Below are 18,519 nucleotides of genomic sequence, written 5' to 3' on the forward strand. Positions count from 1 at the left end.
TTTTAACGCCACGTGCTTTACCGACCGGGGCTAATACAAATGACCTATATTGCTGACCGGTCAAAAAGCCGGGATAACAATTTTAATCTCATCCGAATTCTCGCCGCTCTGGCGGTATTGATTTCGCATGCGCACCCGATCACGCAGGGTTTCGGCGCAACAGAGCCTTTTCAGCAAAGCCTTGGACATTCGCTGGGCACTTTGGCCGTCTATGCGTTCTTTATCCTCTCAGGCTTTCTGATCGCCAACAGCTTTGAACGCAGCCGCAGTCAGGCGGATTTCATCATCGCGCGGATGCTGCGAATTCTTCCCGGCCTGATCATATCGGTTCTATTCGTCATGCTGGTCATCGGCCCCATTGCCACGACCCTGCCCCTGCATCTTTATCTGGCAGCGCCCGCCACATGGGAATTCCTGCCGCGCAATGTGCTGCTGATGTACCCGCAATATACCTTGCCGGGGGTTTTCACAGACCAGCCCTACCCAAGCGTCGAAGGCTCGATCTGGACATTGTTTTACGGGGTTATCTGTTATTTCGGGCTGTTTCTCATAGGTGTGATCGGATTGTTGCGGCATCGGGTGGCCTTCACCGTCGCGACCCTGCTTTTCCTCGCGGCATGGATCACGCTATCGGTCCTGACTGTCGATCTGCATCCGAAACTGCGCAACCTGATGGGGCTCTCTGCCCCTTTTGCGATCGGGATGCTCGCCTACACTTGGCAGCATCGGATCGGACTATCGGTCTGGATCGCTCTCACGCTCTGCGCACTGACATGGGCACTACGGGCGACAGTACTTTATGACCTAAGCCTGCTTGTCACAATGACCTACGCACTCTTCTGGCTCGCCTATATCCCGTCAGGGCTGATCAGGGCCTATAATCGCCTTGGCGATTATTCTTATGGGCTTTATATCTATGCCTTTCCGATGCAGGGGTTTGCGGTCTTTCTATTTGGCGCGCAAACACCATTGCAGAATATCATGTTTGCGCTACCGCTCAGCCTGATTCCAGCGATCCTGTCTTGGCACTATGCAGAGCAGCCGTTTCTGTCAGCCCGCCGCATGCTCGTGGCGCGCTGGCATACCATCGTCTAAGCGATTGTATCGGCGAAAATAAAATCATCACTGCCCAGATCAAGCCCATAAACATTGCCCGCAAGCCCGATCAATTCACCATCGCTGCGCAATATCGCGGTCCCCGGTTGCAAGCCCGCCATATCCACCAATAGCGTATAATTGGCAGCACTGCCCGCAAGTTGAATGTGATCAACACCAGTTACGAAATCCCAGATGTAGGCATAATCCGCCTCGCCCAGCGTACCGGCCTGCCCGTCGTCGTAATAGGCCCCCATAGCGTCACCCAGCACAAAGGTATCTGCCCCATCGTCGCCGACGAAAACATCGACCTCACCCAGTCCGGGCAGCGATGCTCCGGTATCGACCGCGGACAACACATCATCCGTGTCCAGCCCGCGCATGATGTCGCGCCCGGTAATTTCGGTCACTGTAAGATCATTGAAACTGACATCCATGTAATGAGCATTAAGGTAAAGCGAGCCGGTCGCGGGCATGTCCGTCAAAGCGTAGGTCTGAACGCCCTGCATGGTCCAGCCCACCGGTTCCGTCGCACCATCTGCCCAGATGCGAATACTGTATTGGCGGTCGTAAAGCCCGACTTGCTCCACCCGCATGACGATATTGTAGGTAGCACCTTCATCCAGATCCAACGGGGCCTGCGCGAGTTCATCAAAGAAACTACGCGACGGATGCAGGTTAAGCTGGCCCACACCATCGCCATCATTATCCGTGTAAAAGAACGCCGCCCCCGGTTCCCAGCCAGCCTTGGGTTGCCAGCCTGAAACAGGCGTATCTGTATGCCCGCCCCACAGCATACCAATGGCGAACCCATTGCCATCACGACCGTTGGGGTCTGCATTGATCAAGTCGTGCGTGGTGACGGTCAGTGACAGTTCGTAATTGTCCCATGTGTGATCACCAAAAACCAGCAGGCGGTCATAGCCCAACTCCACCGGGCGGACCCCGCCATCTGCGATGTCCCACACCCCATCGGCCACTTGCACCACATCCTGAATATTGGTGACCGTCTCCCAATCAATATGGTAATTGGCATCCCAGGTCGGACCAACCTCATAATCGATAACGACCTCACGCGTTACGCTGCGCCCGTCGCTCATCACTGCGGTGATTGTGATGATGTCATCAACGCTGCTGCCATCCAGCGCGCTATAGGCAAGGTCAATATTGAAATCGCCCTCATTCTGAAGCCGTCTTGTATCCGCACCTACTGACAAAATGCGAGCCGCCCCACCGTTCAGGGTATAGCTCAGCATGTCCACATCGCCTTGCACATTGCCAAGCACATTGATCCATTCCTGCGCCTGCCCCTGCGCCCCAAATGTCTGCGTCTCACCGTACCAGACATCAATCGGGTTCCCGACGAACAGCGAAACCGTGGCAGGGTCAGCCAGCAGGCCATCTGTCGCGCTGTAGACAAAGCTATCCATCCCGACAAAACCCGCGTTCGGCGTATAGGTTAGCGTCCCATCTTCATTATCGGTCAGCGTTCCGTGCAAAGGTTCGGTAAACCCGTCAAACAGCACCGTATCGCCATTGCTGTCCGCGTCATTGCTCAACAGCCCGACGATACTGATCAGCGTCACCTGATCCTGCGCAAGCACCAGCGTGTCATCCGCCGCGATTGGCGCGACATTGGTCGGCGTCAGCGCGCCGTCTTCCGCAATGATCGGGTCCGCATTGTTTTGAAAGTAATCAACGAAGGCCGTGTAGCCTAGCACCGCGCTCGTGTCAGAGGTGCTGCCCGCAAACAGGCCAACCTGCGACACGACGATACCATGGTCCAGCGTATAGCGCGCGGTCCAATTCACGCCGTCAGCAGAGGTCTCAAATGTGAAGATGTCTCCGACGCGAGTAATACGGAAGTCCGACACATTTCCGGAAGGCACCGTGGTGAACAGCGGATAGGTTGTTTCGCCCCCCGCAATCACCCCGACGATCAGGCTCAGATGACCATTGGTATAGGCAAGATCAAAGCGAATCCAGTTTTCATCGTCCTGCTGAATCAGCAGGCCATGTTCCTGATACTGGCTCTCCGGTTCCGTCAAAAACCCCGCGCTGATTGAAAAATCCACGTCAGGTTGTTCTTGCATCAGCCGTGGTGTTGTCAACTGATCCGAAGCGCTGACCGACACGCCCGGCGCGGAGTGCAGTTGCAAAAACCCTTCCGTCGCCGTGGTCGCAATCTGGGCCGACCCGGTGATGCCATAAAAAACCCATTCCGGTGCCAGCGGCCCGCCTGAAAAATCATCCGAAATCGCTGGTGGCTTGACCGCGACTGTCGCGGTCCCCGTCACCTGTGTTGTGCCATCAGAGATTTGATAGGTAAAACTGTCATTGCCTGAAAAGCCCGCCAGCGGCTGATAGGTATAGGTCCCATCACCGTTCTGGATCAGCGTCCCGTGTTGCGGGGGGTCAAGCGCAACAAGGCTGATCGTCTCACCATCTGCGTCCGTGTCATTTGCCAAAAGCGCATCATTTGCGTTGAATATCAGCGCCGTATTCACCTGCGCGGATAATATGTCAGCGACCGCAATCGGTTCGGAATAAGGAATGACGACGCTGCCATCCTCATCCGTAATTGGGCTCGCATTGTTCTGAAAGTAATCAACAACCGCCGTAAACCCATCCGATCCGCCAACATTCCCCGCAAACAGCCCAGCGCTACTGGCCGCCATTGCATGGGCAAAGCTCCCGGCAATCGCCCAAAGTGTTCCATTGGCAGAGGTTTCCAAGCGCCAGACATCGCCGCTTCGGGCCAAGCGCAGATATTCGGCCTGCGCCGGGTCTATTTCCTGACGGAACTGTATCGTGCTGTCGCCATTGATGGTCGACGCCCCAAAAGCATAAAGCTTTGTCCCGTCAGTATAAACATCCAGCCTGACCCAGTTATTGGTATCCTGCGTGACCAGAAACCCCTGCATCTCATTCCCTTGGGACGGGGTCGATAGAAACCGCGCCTCCAGCGTGAAATCGGTATCCATGACCGACTGCATCGCGCGGGCTGTCGTGTTCTGATCCCAAGCGTCAAAATTCCCGTCAGCCGTATGCAGCAATAGCGCGCCATCCTGCCCGACAACGGCAACCTCTGCCGAAACGCCAGCCGGGCCGGCCACCAGCCACTCCGGGCCCAGCACCGGAGCCGCGAAATCATCCGAGACCGCAGGCGTCACGTTCCCCGAGGCAAGCGTTACAGTCGCCGTATCATGCTGCCCACTCTGATCGGTGATCTGATAGGTGAAACTATCGGGGCCATCATAGCCGACATTCGCGGCATAGCTGAAACTGCCATCACCGTTCAGCGTCACAACCCCATACAGCGCGTCTGTCAGCACCGACAGTATCAGCCCAGCCCCGTCGTGGTCCGTATCATTGGACAGCACCCCTGACATAACATCGACGCTCAGCGTGCCGTCGGGTTCCAGCGTGTAATAATCATCCTGCGCCACAGGTATCAGATCACCGGGGATGATGCTGCCATCTTCATCAGACAGCGGCGCTTGTGAGGTTTCGAAATAATCAACAGCAGCAGTAAACCCCGTAGAGCTTCCCGTGTTCCCAGCAAAGACCCCGACCTGGGACACGGTCATCGACTGGGTGAAACTGCCCGCGCTGACCCAGGTCTGCCCATCGAGTGAATAAAGAAACGACCAACTGTCACCGCTGCGGCCAACCTTAAGGAATGGGGCGCTGCCGCCCGGAATTTCGACCTGAATCCGCGCCGCACTGCTGACCCCGGTATTATAGGCCGCAAAGGCATAGAGGCTGCCGCCATCTGAATAGGTATCAAAGCGCAACCAAGTGTCAGCATCCTCTTCGATCAGCAGCCCCTGCATCTGATAGCGTTCAATGGGCGTGGACAGAAACCGGGTTTCGAGCACAAAATTCACATCGTCATGGGCCTGCATCACACGGGATGCATTATTGGTTCCCCAGATATCCTGCGCGCCATTCGCGGCGATCGCAATCCAGCCGTCTGCCCCCGCCTGATCAAAGCTGATCGCGGCGCTGTCAGGGCCTTGCAACGTCCAGATCGGCGATAACGTACCGCTTGCGAAATCATCCGATTGCCCCGTGGCAGTCCCCGGCGCAGGCGCGACGGTGACAGCGACAGACCCAATCGTCTCGTTCACCCCGTCGCTAAGCGTATAGGTGAAATTGTCATGGCCCGAAAAACCCGCCGCTGGCGTATAGGTATAGGTGCCATCGCCATTGTCGTTCAGCGTGCCCTGCGATGCCGCGCCCATCAGGATCAGCGTGATCGGATCGCCTTCTGGATCGCTGTCATTGGCAAGCAATACAGCAGCCGAGAATGTCAGCGGCGTGTCAAAAGGGACAAGGATCGCATCATCACTTGCCTCGGGCGCAAGGTTGACAGGCACCACGCCCGGGTCCTCTGCTCTGAGCGGCGCGAGCGAGGTTTCAAAATAATCAATCTGCGCGGTGTAGCTTGTAGAGTCACCGGCATTGCCCGCAAAAACGCCCACTTCAGCCACTGCAATGCTCTGGATGAAGCTACCGGCGGTCGTCCAGTTTTGCCCATCGACCGAATGAAGCAGCGTCCATTGATCGTCGGTGCGGGTGACCCGCAAATAAGGGGCGGTACCGCCGCTTATCTCAACCCGGATACGCTCTGTGCTGACGCCGTTCACTGTAGATGCGGCAAAGGCGTAAACCTCGTCACCGTCGGAAAAAATGTCAAAGCGCAGCCATGTGTCTGCGTCCTGCTCAACAAGCAGCCCCTGCATTTCGTAACGTTCGGTTGGGTCGGACAGAAACCGGGTTTCCAGCACCAAATCACTGTCCAGACTGTCCTGCATGATCCGGGACGCGTTGTTACTTCCCCAGATGTCCTGAACCCCATTGGCGGTCAGGGACAGCCATGCCTCAGATGCTGATGTTGCCATCATCACAGCATCAACACCCGCCCCCAGAGCAGACCAAAGCGGATCAAGATCGGCGTCATCAAAATCATCGGAAAACGGATCATCTGCGCTGACGGGCGCATCCGCGACAGTCAGGACAATTTCCCCTGCCACCGTATCCGTCCCGTCGCTCAGCACATAGCTCAGCGGATCAGTCCCGGAATATCCGGCGGTTGGCGTATAGGTATAAGTCCCATCACCATTGTCGATCAGGATGCCATGCGCCGGGGCAGAGATGGACAGAATAGAAAGCGTATCGCCATCCGCATCAGTGTCATTGGCAAGGATTTGCGCCTGACTGAAGGTGATCGCATCGTCATGCGCCACCGCAAAATGATCGGTGACAGCCACAGGCGGCGCATTGGGCGGCAAGATCACCGCGTCTTCGTCAATGATCGGATCAGCAGCAGTTTCGAAATAGTCGACTTGCGCCGTAAATGCGCTATCGCTGCCGACGCTGCCCGCGAACAGGCCGGCAGAACTTACGTTCATAGCATGTGTAAAGCTGCCAGCGCTGACCCATGCAGCCCCATCCAATGAATATGAAAATGACCAAAGATCACCGCTGCGCGTGACACGCAAATAGGGTGCCACATCGCCCGGAATAGCAACTTGGAACGCCGGGCTGCTGACCCCGCCAACCGTGATTGCCGCAAAAGCATAAAGCCTGTTGCCATCCGAATAGGTATCAAAACGCAGCCAGTCATCCGCGCCCTGCGCGATCAGGAAACCCTGCATCTGGAATTTCTGCGTCGGCTGCGACAGAAACCGCGCAGTCAGCGTAAGATCTTCGTCCACAGCGGCCTGCATGGCACGCGCCGCCGTGATCGTGTTCCACGCATCATAATCACCGTCAGCTGTCGCCAACTGCAGCACGCCGTCCGTCGTTGTATTGAATTCCTGCGCGCCCAGCGGTCCTGTGACCGACCAATTCGCCGCAATGATTGCGTCTGAAAAATCGTCTGAAATAACCATACCACCCGCCCCTGAATAAGGCCGAACCAAAAATGAAAATATGGCTTACCGTATCATGGTTTTGGCGGTTGGGGTTCACAATTCCGCAACTTTAGACACAATTTTGCCGCTAAATCGCCTCGATTCAAGCGATAAAAATACTTCAGGTTGACTATTTTTCGACCATAAAACCCTGGATTGCGACTTCAAATCACTTAGACAGGTAATGATTCTATCATATCAGAATCGCTGGAACGCGCGACAAAAGTCGCGTGCCATGGGGCGCATAGGCCTGATTGGCCGTCACCCCTACCCCCTACTCTGCGGGTTCAACCGACCTCCCCGGCGACAAACGATAGGTCAGCGTAGCGTCGCCTTCCTCTGCAAACGCCGCCGCATCCGCTCGCAGCCTCGCATGATGCGGTGATTTCACGCACACAGGGTCCGTGGCCCCCGGATCGCCCAAAATCGCCATCGCCTGACAGCGACACCCGCCAAAGTCGACTGTCCTGCGATCGCAGGATTTGCAGGGTTCGGCCATCCAATCGGTTCCGCGATAGGCGTTAAATGCCGCGCTATCGTACCAAATATCGGCCAGCCCGCGGTCGCGCACATTCTCAAACCGCAGATGCGAGATGGATTGCGCCGCATGGCAGGGCAAGACCAGCCCGTCAGGCGCGACATTCAACCCCGTCGTGCCCCAGCCGCCCATGCAACGTTTGGGGTATTCATCGTGATAGTCGGCAGGAACATAATCCACCACCAGCTTACCCTTCAACGTCGCGCGGGCGTCCTGCACAATACGCGTCGCCTCTGCCGCTTGGGCCCGCGTGGGCATCAAGGCAGCACGGTTCTTTAACGCCCAACCGTGAAACTGGACCGTCGCCACCTCAATCCGGCGCGCGCCCATCTCCTGCGCCATTTCTAGCGCGCGGGGTAACTGATGCAGGTTCCGGCGATGCAGCACCGCGTTCAGGGTCAGGGGAAAGCCGATCTCGGCGATCCAGCCTGCGACCCCCATTTTGCGCTTGTAGCCACCGCGATAGCCGCCAATCTCATCCGCCATCTCTGGCGTGGTGCCTTGCAAGGACAGTTGGATATGATCCAGACCGGCGCTGTCCAGCTCATCTAACCTACGCCTGCTCAACCCAATGCCAGAGGTGATCAGATTGGTATATAGCCCCGCTTCCCGTGCCGCCTTCACAAGGGCTACCAAATCGCGGCGCGACGCCGGCTCCCCCCCGCTCAGATGCAGTTGCAGCACCCCCAACTGCGCTGCCTCATTGAACACCCGCTCCCAGGTGTCAGTGTCCAGCTCCGTATCGATCCGCGCCAGTTCAACGGGGTTGGAACAATAGGGGCAAGACAGCGGGCAGCGGTGGGTCAGTTCGGCAAGCATTGCGATGGGTGGGGGGATTGTCATGAGATCACATCCAGAAAACGACGGGCGCGCAAGCTGCCCAAAAAAGCCGCACTATCCGCCGCGATCTGCGGCTTGGGGGCTGCGTATTTCGCCGCCAGACCGCTGGTGATCGCATTAAAGCTGCGGCTGCCGTCGATCTCAGACAGGATCGCATGGCCAATTGCATCCAACATCAACGCACGCTCGGGTGCCAGCAGGACCCAACTATCGCGGGCCTTGTCGAAATGCAGGCGCACACCACGCGGCAGCGCCGGGATATCATCCGGCGCCATCACGAAGCCTTCTGCGCCAGCAACAGCCCTGTATCAGGCTGCCAAGCCCCCGGCGGAATACGCCCCGGCGCAACATAAGCACCCCACAGCGCGTCCAACTGCGCCCAAAGAACATCCGTCTTAAAGATCAGCGCCGCCGCCGCCATATCCTGCTTTTCTGCCGTGTCAGCGTGCACCAGCACCCACTCCAAGCCAAAAGCCACATCCTTGGGGGCTTCGCGCAGACGGTTGCGGAAATAAGACAGCGCATAGTCATCAGCGAAATCATAATTCTGCAACAGCCCCGCAATCCGGTTGGCGTGGATTTTTGGCGCAAAAAGCTCCGTCAGTGACGCAGCCACCGCCTCCAGCAGGCTCTTGTCGCGCACAAACCGCAGATAAGCATCGACAGCAAACCGCGTCGCGGGCAAGACACCTTCGGTAGAGGCGACATAATCAGAATCAAGCCCTACAGCCTCGGCCAGTCGCAGCCAGCGGCGAATACCGCCCTCGTTCGTCTCCGTCCCATCGTGATCCTCAATCCGAGACCGCCATTTACGGCGCAGATCCGGATCGCTGACGCGCGACATAAACGCCGCATCCTTCATCGGAATCGCCTGCTGATAATAGTACCGATTGATCACCCAGGCCCGCAGCTGATCAGGCGAACAGCCACCACCATGCAGCATGTCGTGAAAAGGATGCAGATCATGGTATCGTTCTGCCCCGATCTGGCGCAGGCGGGCTTCGAACGCATCACGCGACTGGGTCATAGGCACAACTCCATTCCATCCTGTCCGATTATCCACCCGGCAGCTTCAGCCTCGGCCCGTTCGGGGGAGGTCGGGCGCAGTACCGGGTTTGAATTGTTCATATGCACATAGACGCGGCGGGCAATATCCAGATCGGCAAGGGCGGCGATTGACCCGTCAGGGCCGCTCATCGACATATGCCCCATGCGGTGGCCGGTTTTGCGGCCCAACCCCGCCCGCAGCATTTCATCATCGCGCCATACCGTGCCGTCAAAACAAAGCATATCCGCGCCACGCAGACGGGCACGCAGATCATCGGTCAGCATCGCGCAGCCCGGAATGTAGTATGCCGTGTGATCACCGGCCTGCAGCGCCACGCCCACCGTCTGATCCCCAATCAGATCCGTCTGCACATCATCGCCTTCCAGATAAAGCGGCACCTTTCCCGGCACCGGAAACAGGGTCGCCTGCAAACCGGGGGCGAGCGTAAACGGTGTCTCCAGTCCAACCGCCTGGCGGGTCACCACATCTGCGTTCAAGGCGTCAAAGACCGGGTTCTGCCGCAACACGTCATGAATGCCCTGTGTGGCGAACAGGTCGAATGGCTGCATCTCGCGCAGGGTCAGCAGGCCAGCGATGTGATCAATATCACCATTGGTCACCAGCACCGACGACAGCGGCACTTCCCGCAATCCGGTCGGATGCAGCGCTTGCGTCGCCGCCAGTTGCACCCTGATATCCGGGGAGGCATTCAGGATCGCCCAATGTATGCCATCACCGGTGAGCGCGAGTGATGACTGGGTCAGTGCCGGAATCGTACCCTCGCGGGCAAGATTGCAGTTGTTACAACCGCAATTCCACTGGGGCAAACCACCGCCCGCAGCAGCGCCGAGTATATATGCGCGGAACGTCATGAAAACATCCCGCGCCGCCAATCGTCAGAACAGCACTTCCTGCTCTTCTTCAGAGTCTGGTCCGTACATATTGATTTCCATGCCACACTGGATTTCACGGATCTTCGGTGTGTTCCAAGCCATCGCTTTTCTCCTTGGTTACGACCTCTTCAGGCTCTCAGGAAACCCGGCACACAGCCATTCTTAATTTCTAAGACCGGGCTAAGCTTTGGTCGCTATCCCGTGGTGCGAATGGTCGGCACTAGCCCCGAAATTACGAAACCTTTGCTGCGTATTGTTTTGATTTCAAAATGGAAATTCACCTCAGCCAACTTCTTACGCAGATAGCCTACATAAACATCCACCACATTTTCATTCCCCGATCCTGCCTCACGCCAAAGCGCATCAAAAATCGCCCCCCGCGACAATGGCGCGCCTGCATGGGCGCACAGCAGCACGAGCAGGTCACATTCGCGGTCCGTCAGGCTGACACTGCCAAAGGCGTTGTGCAATCGCCCGGCAGCAGGTGACAGCACCGCCGGGTCAGGACGCTGCGCCTTTGACCGCTGTTCCTGAACCCGCAGCCGCGCGACCAATTCGTCAAAGCTAAACGGCTTGACCACATAGTCATCCGCCCCCGCCGCAAGCCCCGCCGCCCGGTGTTCCACATCGGACAAGGCCGACAACATCACGATGGGCATAGACATCCCCGCCGCCCGGACGGAACGCACCAGATCAATCCCGCTCTCTGCGCCCAGCATCACATCCACGATCAGGCCAGAGAAAACCTCCCGTTCCAGCCGCGCCAGCGCTTGATCCGCCCTGTTTTCCGCCACAGCGTCATAGCCATGCAATCGCAAGCCCCGCTGCAAGGCCGCTGCGATGTCAGACTCATCATCAATGATCAGCAAGCGGGTCATGGGTGGCGAAATCTATAAATCATAAAGATATCATACTTCGACATCTCATTTTTTCGAAATGGGTAAAGTCACCGTCACCCGCGTGCCCGGCGCATCCCTAAGTGCCTCCGCGCGCGGCAGCGGGCTAGTCAGCGTGACCGTCCCGCCATGCGCCTCTGCCACCCAACGGGCCAGCGGTAGGCCCACACCAAAGCCCTCAGCCTTTGCATCGCCTCCCTGTGCAAAACGGGTGAAAACTCTCTCCTGATCTGCCGCGCTCACGCCCGGCCCGTTATCGATGACATCTATCGCAACCTGCTTGTCACGTTGGCGCAGCGTGATGCCGATCTGACCACCCTGACGCGCATAGCGAAGCGCGTTCCTCACCAGACTCACCAGTACTTGTCGCATCCAGTTTGGATCGCATGATATTGAGATATCATGAAAGTTTACCAAACTCAGACACATCTGCGCGGTCTTCACTTCAGTGCCCACCTCCTCGGCAACTGCAGTAATCAAGCCTTGTAGGGACACCTCTTGCGGGTCCAGCGCCAGCTGTCCCGTTTCTGACCGGGCCACCCGTAAAAGATCGTCAATCCGGCGGCTCAGCCGCTCCGCCCGTGCCTCGATCTTTGCAAACGCATCCTGCGCCGCCCCCGGCTCTGACGGGCCAAGCTGCGCCTCCATCAAAATGACGGTCAGTGGCGTACGCAGCTCATGGCTGATATCGGCGAAAAAGCGGCGGCGGTTTTGATCAATCTGCGCAAGGCGCGCATTGGCTCCGCGCAGCGCCTCTGTCCGGTCCGCAATGGTCTGGTTCAGGCGCGCCGCTTCACGTTCCACTGCCTCTTCACGCAGCTGAAGCGCGACCGCCATCCGATTGGTTTCAAAGTAAAGTTTCCCGATCTCATCATCACTGTGGGTTGGCAAGGCAACCGCGAAATCGGCTTGCCCGATTTGTTGCGCCGCACATCGCAATCGCTCAAGCCGCTGAAACTGCGGCAGGATCAGCCCGAAATAAAAGACGCCGAACGCAGCAACCGTCAGCGCCGCGATCAAGGCCGCGAGCCGCACAAGGCGCAAACGCAGATCAGCAATCCCAACAAGGATCGCAGTCTTAAAGACACCCTCAGTACTGATCGCCTGGCTCAACAGCGGATCGAAATTGGCCGCAAACTGGTCGATCTGGGCTCGCAGTTGTGCAGTATCATCCGTGTCCTGCGCCAGCCCTGCAAGGGTCACTTCCAGCATCGCCTCCATCCGCGCCAAGCCAAGGGACTGGGTGCCGTAGCGGGATTGCTCATCAAGGCCGAGCGTCTCTGCCGCTGCCACAGCCGCCTGCACATCGCGGCGCAGTTCTGCAAATGTCCCGGCAAGTTGATCTGCCACCGGTGCGATACGCTGCATCCGGATCGCCGTCGGACGACCGGTTTGCACCGCCTCAGTCGCCACGATCAGAAAGCTCGCCGCCTGTTGTGACAGCGCCGCGTAACGGGCGATCCGGTTTTCAGCGGCAAGCGCCGCATCCAGCCTGTCAGCCACCTGCCCCATTCCCAGCCAGACAATCGCAGCAATCAGGCAAGTTCCCATGCCAAGCGCCGCAGCGCCAATGCCCAAACGCAGCCGCAGTGACATGTCAGAGATGCGGAATTTTTGGGCAAACGCGCTCATACCCTGCGGGACCATAACGCGTGATACGCAAAACCGACACCGCACCCCAGTCTTGACGTTTTTTCAACTTCAATGGACCTATAGTGCATCATCAAATGGTGATCGTGTGAATGGTGTCTGGATAATCTTATGATCGAACTGCTTTTTGTTGCCTGTCTGGCGTCCGCGCCAGAGGAATGCCGTGAAACAAGTCTTGTCTTCACAGATGTGACCCCGGCCGCCTGCCTGATGGGCGCCCAGCCGGAATTGGCAAAATGGACCAATACGCATCCGAATTATCAAATCCGCAGTTGGAAATGCCAACAGGTCTCCACCACGCAAATGGATATCTGAGCGCACCATGCGCTGCCGGGTGCATCAGCCACCATTCACCGGCTCCAACCGTTCCAACGGATAGCCTGCAAGGTGCCAGCCATCTGTGCCTTGCGGGAACCAGAACACATGCGTGTAGCCATAGGCCAGCGCGCGCCGGGCCGCATTCCATGACATCCAGCACTCATTGAGGCAGAAAAAAACCAACGGATAGTCTTGGTCGCCCTGTGCAATATCATCCAAACCGCCTTGAAAATACTGCACGGTGACCTCCGCGATACTGCCATATCCTACATTGGGCAACCAAATTGCACCGGGGATAGACTCGCGGGGTTTGTCGCGCCAAATCGTTCCCTCTGGCAGATCCACGGGCCGCGGCGGACGGGGCAGCACATCAACAAAGCCCACCCGCCCGGTTTTCCACAATGCATAGGCCGCATCGACGTCAACAACGGTGCCCCCCTGCAAAGTCGCAGGTACAGCACCGCGATAGTCCTCCATCCTATAGCCATCAGGCTCCGGCACCATTTCGGCAAAACCCGCCAGTGGAAACAGAGCGCACAGAATCACCGCGCGGATCATTGTCCCGCCCCAAGCATTTCCGTGCCCATGTCACTGACCAGCGGCACACCGGCATCGCGCAGGATGGTGTTGATCTCGGCCTGATTGCGCCGGATCAGTGAATTTAACTGGCGCTGCCAGACTTTCTCTCCCTGCCGGACGCCCATCGTGATCCGAAAAAACAGCCTCGGCGGCGTGGTTTCTTTCAGCAATGGTGTGACTTTCAAATCCGGATAGCCAGCCTTTACCAGCGGCCCCGCAATCGGACCCCAGATCAGCGCGCCATCAATCGTACCTGCCGATAGCTCATCCAGCATATCCGGAATCGGCGAAGCATGCCTGCGGTCCACAACCAATTGATAAGCGTGCGCCTGTCCAATCAAACCATTTCGGGCCAGATGCGTCGCAGGCGGCGATCCGGCCACCACGCCCAGACGCATCCCTTGCAAGCGCGGATCGCCCAAATGATCCACATGCGAAATCGCAGTGTCCGCGCGCGTGACCAACGTATAGGCCGAGGTAAAATAGTGATTGGTATTCAACACCATCTCATGGCCCTGCGCATACCCGATCACCACATCGCAGCGATTGGCGCGCAAGGTATTGCGGATAAAGCCCGTCGCCATCGGATACCATTCATACTGGACCTCGCGATCCAGCTTTTCCGCAAAAACCGTGGCCAGCGTGTTTTCATAGCCGGTCCCCGCCTGATCCGACATCGGCGCATTGGCCGGATCGGCACACACCCGAAAATGCGATTGCGACACAAGGTCAGAGGTCTGCGCGACAGCGCACGACCCCGCCAACGCAAACCCAAGACCGATCAGTGCACTAACCCAGACAGGCATTTTCATCCTCGCGGATCACCTCACTTTTGTCCTCGCGCGATCCGGGGCGGCCACGGGGGACGGCATCTGTACCGCGGGCCTTCAAATAGACATAGATATCATCAAGATAGCACATGACGTTCGGGTTATTGCCAAAGGCTGGCATGACCGAAGTTTCAGCCGCATTTACCCGCTGGCGGCCATTCACGACCACATCAATAAAATCATAGTAATCCATATCAAGCGCCGAATTCTTCAACGCAGGCGCATAGGTGGACCCCTCCCCCTCTGGTCCGTGGCAGACGTGGCATTCGGAATGATAGCGCCGGAATCCGGAATAGGTCAGCCAGTCCACCCGGCCATCTTCGGTCACATTATAGGTGGGGATATCGTCGTCAGTGAAGTAACGACCGTCTTCGGCATAGGCGATGTCGATATTTGCACTGTCCTGGGCCCACCCATTTGAACCCGTTGAAATCAGTACCGCCATTGCCAGCAGGGGCGCGACATTTCGCATGTGTGATGACCTTCTTTGTTTGTATGGGGCAAGCGGCGCGGCCCAAAGACCACGCCACGTTTTCATGATTGGCAATGCGCCTTAGTCAGGCAGCGCAAACACGGTCAGCTGGCCACCCAGCGAGGTATAATCGCTCAGCGCGGCATAACCGCCCACAGCGCCCAACCCGTCATTGGGATTGGTCAGACCCGCCGCAAGACCGATCCCGGCCCAACCACCAACCCCGGACAGGATCGCGATGTATTGCTTTCCCTCTTGGGTGTAGGTCATCACATTGCCGATGATGCCTGACGGGGTTTTGAACTTATAAAGCTCTTCACCCGTCTGCGCGTCGATCGCTTTCAGATAGCCTTCCAGCGTGCCGTAGAACACGATGTCACCCGCTGTCGCCAGCGCGCCCGACCAGACAGAGAACTGCTCTGGGATCGACCATTCGATTTCACCGGTGATATTGTTCCAAGCGATGAAATTGCCCATGCCGCCATGGCTTTCCGGTGCAGGATACATCGCAAGCGTGGCCCCCACATAGGGCTGACCGGCGGTATAGCTGACCCGGAAAGGCTCATAATCCATGCAGACATGGTTGGTCGGCACATAGAACAGTTCAGTTTCAGGGCTATAGGCTGCAGGTTGCTGGTCCTTGGACCCCAACGCCGCCGGGCAAATCCCGGTAGAGTTCACATCCTCTCCGTTCTGCTCGGTCGAGTATTCCGCCACAACGGTCGGACGGCCGTAATCTTCCGATGCCGGATCCATATCAACGCCGGTAGTCCAGTTCACCGCCGGGTCATATTTTTCGGCCAGAAGCAGCTCTCCCGTTACGCGGTCAAGCGTATAGCCAAGCCCGTTCCGGTCGAAATGGGTCAGCAGCTTGCGCTCTTGGCCACCAATCTCTTGGTCGGTCAGGATCATCTCATTGACGCCATCGAAATCCCATTCGTCATGAGGCGTCATCTGATAGAACCATTTGGCCATGCCAGTGTCGATATCGCGGGCCATAATGGTCATTGACCAGCGGTTATCGCCCGGACGCTGCGCCGGATTCCAGGTCGATGGGTTCCCGGTGCCGTAATAGACAAGGTTCTCTTCCGGATCATAGGAATACCAGCCCCAAGTTGTGCCACCGCCGATCTTCCACTGATCACCTTCCCAGGTGTTCGTACCCGAGTTTTCGCCCACAGGTTCGCCCAGATGGGTCGTCGTCTCAGGATCAACGAGAATATCGCTGTCAGGGCCCATCGAATAGGCGCGCCAGACCTGACTGCCATCCGCGATACTATAGGCGGTCAGATGACCACGCACGCCGAACTCGCCCCCGGAAATGCCGACCATCACCTTGTCACCAACAGGCAGCACGGTTGCCGTATTGGTTTCACCTGCAGCAGGGTCACCATTCACCACGCTCCATTCCACCGCACCCGTCTCGGCGTTCAGCGCGACGACCGTCGTGTCAGCCTGATGCAAAAAGATTTTGCCATCCGCATAGGCCACACCTCGGTTCACCGTATCGCAGCACATCACCGGAATGACATTCGGATCCTGCTTGGGCTCATAGCGCCAAAGTATCTTGCCTTCATCGGCCAGATCAAGCGCGTAGACGATATTGGGGAACGGCGTGTGCACATACATCACGTTGTCCACCACAAGTGGTGAGCCTTCATGCCCGCGCAGCACACCGGTCGAAAACGTCCAGGCCACTTGCAGATCGCCGACATTATCGGCGTTGATTTCATCCAGCGTGGAATATCGTTGGTTTGCATAGTCTCCGGTCTGGATCGCCCATTGATTGGGATCATCAATCCGTTCCATCAGGTCATCATTGGCCAGAACCATACTGGTCGATCCGGCCAATAAGACGGATGATAGCGCAAGTATTCTTTTCATAGTCGTAACCTCCCTAAGGTGTGATTGCAGGACGTCACCAAAAGGGGCGGCTCCTGCGCCTGTTGAAACAGGCAGGTTCCCTTGGCTGCGGCACCAAGGAAACATCGTCACGCGGTCACTCTCCCGGTGCGGGGAATGTCGCGAGATAGGCAATCAGGTTTGCGCGGTCCTCCTCTTTGCGCAGACCTGCATAGGCCATATTTGTGCCGGCGATGTAGTCACGCGGCTTGGTCAGAAACGCGTCCAGCGTGTCTGGCGTCCAGACCAGTTCCTGCGCCGTGGCGAAGGCAAGTAATGCGTCAGAATAGACAAACCCGTCATAGGTGCCCGCCATCCGGCCCAGGACACCCGTCAGCACCGGGCCGACCTTGACCTGCGCACCCTCGCCGATGTCGTGACAAGCAGCACAGCGGCGAAAAACCCGCTCTCCCGCAGCGGCATCACCGGTGATTTCAAAAGCGGGCGTTTCAGCGTGTTCATTTGCCATGCCAGGCAAGCCATACAACATCAGTCCGGATACAAGGGTCAGTCCTGTGATAGATTTTCTCATCTTTTGTCGTCTTTTCCTTAACTTTCAGTCAGTAAGAAGCCGTTCGGCATGCCACGCCACGTGATCTCCGGCGAAACTCGATACGAAAAAGTAGCTGTGATCATGCCCTGCATGGGTGCGCATGACACAAGGCTGCCTGCGATGGTTCACCGCTTCGGCAAAGGCCTGCGGGCGCAGCAAATCCACGAACTGATCATTGGCCCCCTGATCAATCAGGATATCACCATGCCAGCCGACTTCAGACATCAGGGTCGTGGCATCATAGTCCGACCAGGCCGCCTCATCCTCGCCCAGATAGGCACTGAACTGCTTGCGGCCCCAGTCAGATCGACTTGGGTTCACGATAGGCGCAAAGGCCGAGAGTGACACAAAAAGCGACGGATTCCGCAGTGCCATGATCAGCGCTCCATGCCCGCCCATCGAATGGCCCGTGATGCCTTGGCGGTCGGTGACGGGCAGCTGATCCATCACCAGATTGCGCAATTCCTTCACCACGTAATCATACATCTGAAAATGCGGCAGCCAGGGGTCCTGCGTCGCATTCACGTAAAACCCCGCACCGACCCCCAGATCATAAGCCTCGTCATCAGCGACCCCGTCCCCGCGTGGTGATGTGTCAGGAAATACCAGCGCAAGCCCGTGGTCGGCGGCGTATTTTTGAAAGCCGCCCTTGGTCATCGCATTGTCATGGGTGCAGGTCAGACCCGATAGATACCACAACAGCGGCACCGGATGCATCCGCGACTGTGGCGGCAGGTAAACCGCAAATGTCATATCCACGCCGCAAACATCGGATTTATGCGTATAAACGTCTTGGTCGCCGCCAAAACACCTATTGCGGGTGATAAGCTCCATAGCGGTTCAAAACTCCACAACGGCACGAATGGATTTACCCGCATGCATCAGGTCGAACCCTGCGTTGATGTCGTCCAGCTTCAGCTTGTGGGTGATCATCGGGTCGATCTCGATCTTGCCCTGCATATACCAATCCACGATCTTGGGCAC

General features: G+C 57.4%; 16 protein-coding genes and 1 pseudogene. 2 read left to right on the forward strand and 15 right to left on the reverse strand.

The features are described from left to right. Positions 1-39 precede the first annotated feature (39 nt). Positions 40-1,095, forward strand: a complete 1,056-nt coding sequence (locus tag ACJ5NV_RS12290; protein ID WP_411644078.1) for an acyltransferase family protein — start codon at positions 40-42, stop codon at positions 1,093-1,095. On the opposite strand, the gene ACJ5NV_RS12295 is transcribed toward ACJ5NV_RS12290, so the two are convergent. From ACJ5NV_RS12295 to ACJ5NV_RS12330, 8 genes are all read right to left on the reverse strand, one after another. Continuing rightward, a complete protein-coding gene (locus tag ACJ5NV_RS12295) occupies positions 1,092-6,995 on the reverse strand; it encodes a cadherin-like domain-containing protein (protein WP_411644079.1) in 5,904 nt (1,967 codons plus the stop codon). The genes ACJ5NV_RS12290 and ACJ5NV_RS12295 overlap by 4 nt on opposite strands. 295 nt (positions 6,996-7,290) lie before the next feature. Next, on the reverse strand, positions 7,291-8,397 hold the full coding sequence (pqqE, locus tag ACJ5NV_RS12300) for a pyrroloquinoline quinone biosynthesis protein PqqE (protein WP_411644080.1): 1,107 nt from the start codon (positions 8,395-8,397) through the stop codon (positions 7,291-7,293). Continuing rightward, complete coding sequence (gene pqqD / locus ACJ5NV_RS12305; RefSeq protein WP_411644082.1) at positions 8,394-8,669, reverse strand: pyrroloquinoline quinone biosynthesis peptide chaperone PqqD; 276 nt, start codon at positions 8,667-8,669, stop codon at positions 8,394-8,396. The genes pqqE and pqqD overlap by 4 nt, the downstream gene beginning before the upstream one ends. Next, positions 8,669-9,421 carry a pyrroloquinoline-quinone synthase PqqC gene (pqqC, locus tag ACJ5NV_RS12310; RefSeq protein WP_411644084.1) on the reverse strand — a complete coding sequence of 251 codons (753 nt, stop codon included), beginning with the start codon at positions 9,419-9,421 and terminating at the stop codon, positions 8,669-8,671. Before pqqC ends, pqqD begins: the two co-directional genes overlap by 1 nt. Next, the gene (gene pqqB / locus ACJ5NV_RS12315; protein WP_411644085.1) at positions 9,418-10,314 is read right to left on the reverse strand and encodes a pyrroloquinoline quinone biosynthesis protein PqqB; all 897 of its coding nucleotides are present in this window, start codon (positions 10,312-10,314) and stop codon (positions 9,418-9,420) included. The genes pqqC and pqqB overlap by 4 nt, the downstream gene beginning before the upstream one ends. Before the next feature lie 24 nt (positions 10,315-10,338). Then, positions 10,339-10,437, reverse strand: a complete 99-nt coding sequence (pqqA, locus tag ACJ5NV_RS12320) for a pyrroloquinoline quinone precursor peptide PqqA (protein WP_411644087.1) — start codon at positions 10,435-10,437, stop codon at positions 10,339-10,341. A 92-nt stretch (positions 10,438-10,529) separates the two neighbouring features. Further along, positions 10,530-11,213 carry a response regulator transcription factor gene (locus tag ACJ5NV_RS12325; RefSeq protein ID WP_411644089.1) on the reverse strand — a complete coding sequence of 228 codons (684 nt, stop codon included), beginning with the start codon at positions 11,211-11,213 and terminating at the stop codon, positions 10,530-10,532. Between the two features lie 45 nt (positions 11,214-11,258). Further along, the gene (locus tag ACJ5NV_RS12330) at positions 11,259-12,863 is read right to left on the reverse strand and encodes a sensor histidine kinase (RefSeq protein WP_411644091.1); all 1,605 of its coding nucleotides are present in this window, start codon (positions 12,861-12,863) and stop codon (positions 11,259-11,261) included. A 129-nt stretch (positions 12,864-12,992) separates the two neighbouring features. Between ACJ5NV_RS12330 and ACJ5NV_RS12335 the strand changes: the two genes are divergently transcribed. After that, positions 12,993-13,196, forward strand: a complete 204-nt coding sequence (locus ACJ5NV_RS12335; RefSeq protein WP_411644093.1) for a hypothetical protein — start codon at positions 12,993-12,995, stop codon at positions 13,194-13,196. Between the two features lie 24 nt (positions 13,197-13,220). On the opposite strand, the gene ACJ5NV_RS12340 is transcribed toward ACJ5NV_RS12335, so the two are convergent. The 7 genes and pseudogenes from ACJ5NV_RS12340 to ACJ5NV_RS12370 all read right to left on the reverse strand — a co-directional run. Beyond that, positions 13,221-13,757, reverse strand: a complete 537-nt coding sequence (locus tag ACJ5NV_RS12340; protein ID WP_411644095.1) for a PQQ-dependent catabolism-associated CXXCW motif protein — start codon at positions 13,755-13,757, stop codon at positions 13,221-13,223. Continuing rightward, complete coding sequence (locus ACJ5NV_RS12345; RefSeq protein WP_411644097.1) at positions 13,754-14,584, reverse strand: substrate-binding domain-containing protein; 831 nt, start codon at positions 14,582-14,584, stop codon at positions 13,754-13,756. The genes ACJ5NV_RS12340 and ACJ5NV_RS12345 overlap by 4 nt, the downstream gene beginning before the upstream one ends. Further along, on the reverse strand, positions 14,568-15,080 hold the full coding sequence (locus ACJ5NV_RS12350; protein WP_411644099.1) for a c-type cytochrome, methanol metabolism-related: 513 nt from the start codon (positions 15,078-15,080) through the stop codon (positions 14,568-14,570). The genes ACJ5NV_RS12345 and ACJ5NV_RS12350 overlap by 17 nt, the downstream gene beginning before the upstream one ends. Before the next feature lie 81 nt (positions 15,081-15,161). Continuing rightward, the gene (locus ACJ5NV_RS12355) at positions 15,162-16,964 is read right to left on the reverse strand and encodes a methanol/ethanol family PQQ-dependent dehydrogenase (protein ID WP_411644100.1); all 1,803 of its coding nucleotides are present in this window, start codon (positions 16,962-16,964) and stop codon (positions 15,162-15,164) included. A 115-nt stretch (positions 16,965-17,079) separates the two neighbouring features. Next, positions 17,080-17,451 (reverse strand): c-type cytochrome, encoded by a 372-nt coding sequence (locus ACJ5NV_RS12360; protein ID WP_411644102.1) that lies wholly within the window; start codon positions 17,449-17,451, stop codon positions 17,080-17,082. 87 nt (positions 17,452-17,538) lie between these two features. Continuing rightward, entirely contained in the window at positions 17,539-18,369 is an 831-nt protein-coding gene (fghA, locus tag ACJ5NV_RS12365; RefSeq protein ID WP_411644104.1) for an S-formylglutathione hydrolase, read from the reverse strand. A gap of 6 nt (positions 18,370-18,375) precedes the next feature. Beyond that, positions 18,376-18,519, reverse strand: a pseudogene (locus ACJ5NV_RS12370) (S-(hydroxymethyl)glutathione dehydrogenase); the annotation flags it as partial.

This window comes from Loktanella agnita (genome assembly GCF_046640325.1).
GTDB classification, from domain to species: Bacteria; Pseudomonadota; Alphaproteobacteria; order Rhodobacterales; family Rhodobacteraceae; genus Yoonia; species Yoonia agnita.

What these genes read in the sequence shown, in the direction of transcription:
- ACJ5NV_RS12330 (WP_411644091.1), bottom strand. Translation starts at nt 12,863, where the DNA reads ATGAGCGCGTTTGCCCAAAAATTCCGCATCTCTGACATGTCACTGCGG.
- ACJ5NV_RS12335 (WP_411644093.1), top strand. Translation starts at nt 12,993, where the DNA reads ATGATCGAACTGCTTTTTGTTGCCTGTCTGGCGTCCGCGCCAGAGGAA.
- ACJ5NV_RS12340 (WP_411644095.1), bottom strand. Translation starts at nt 13,757, where the DNA reads ATGATCCGCGCGGTGATTCTGTGCGCTCTGTTTCCACTGGCGGGTTTT.
- pqqA (WP_411644087.1), bottom strand. Translation starts at nt 10,437, where the DNA reads ATGGCTTGGAACACACCGAAGATCCGTGAAATCCAGTGTGGCATGGAA.
- pqqC (WP_411644084.1), bottom strand. Translation starts at nt 9,421, where the DNA reads ATGACCCAGTCGCGTGATGCGTTCGAAGCCCGCCTGCGCCAGATCGGG.
- ACJ5NV_RS12290 (WP_411644078.1), top strand. Translation starts at nt 40, where the DNA reads ATGACCTATATTGCTGACCGGTCAAAAAGCCGGGATAACAATTTTAAT.
- pqqD (WP_411644082.1), bottom strand. Translation starts at nt 8,669, where the DNA reads ATGGCGCCGGATGATATCCCGGCGCTGCCGCGTGGTGTGCGCCTGCAT.
- pqqB (WP_411644085.1), bottom strand. Translation starts at nt 10,314, where the DNA reads ATGACGTTCCGCGCATATATACTCGGCGCTGCTGCGGGCGGTGGTTTG.
- fghA (WP_411644104.1), bottom strand. Translation starts at nt 18,369, where the DNA reads ATGGAGCTTATCACCCGCAATAGGTGTTTTGGCGGCGACCAAGACGTT.
- ACJ5NV_RS12295 (WP_411644079.1), bottom strand. Translation starts at nt 6,995, where the DNA reads ATGGTTATTTCAGACGATTTTTCAGACGCAATCATTGCGGCGAATTGG.
- ACJ5NV_RS12355 (WP_411644100.1), bottom strand. Translation starts at nt 16,964, where the DNA reads ATGAAAAGAATACTTGCGCTATCATCCGTCTTATTGGCCGGATCGACC.
- ACJ5NV_RS12325 (WP_411644089.1), bottom strand. Translation starts at nt 11,213, where the DNA reads ATGACCCGCTTGCTGATCATTGATGATGAGTCTGACATCGCAGCGGCC.
- ACJ5NV_RS12360 (WP_411644102.1), bottom strand. Translation starts at nt 17,451, where the DNA reads ATGGCAAATGAACACGCTGAAACGCCCGCTTTTGAAATCACCGGTGAT.
- ACJ5NV_RS12345 (WP_411644097.1), bottom strand. Translation starts at nt 14,584, where the DNA reads ATGCCTGTCTGGGTTAGTGCACTGATCGGTCTTGGGTTTGCGTTGGCG.
- ACJ5NV_RS12350 (WP_411644099.1), bottom strand. Translation starts at nt 15,080, where the DNA reads ATGCGAAATGTCGCGCCCCTGCTGGCAATGGCGGTACTGATTTCAACG.
- pqqE (WP_411644080.1), bottom strand. Translation starts at nt 8,397, where the DNA reads ATGACAATCCCCCCACCCATCGCAATGCTTGCCGAACTGACCCACCGC.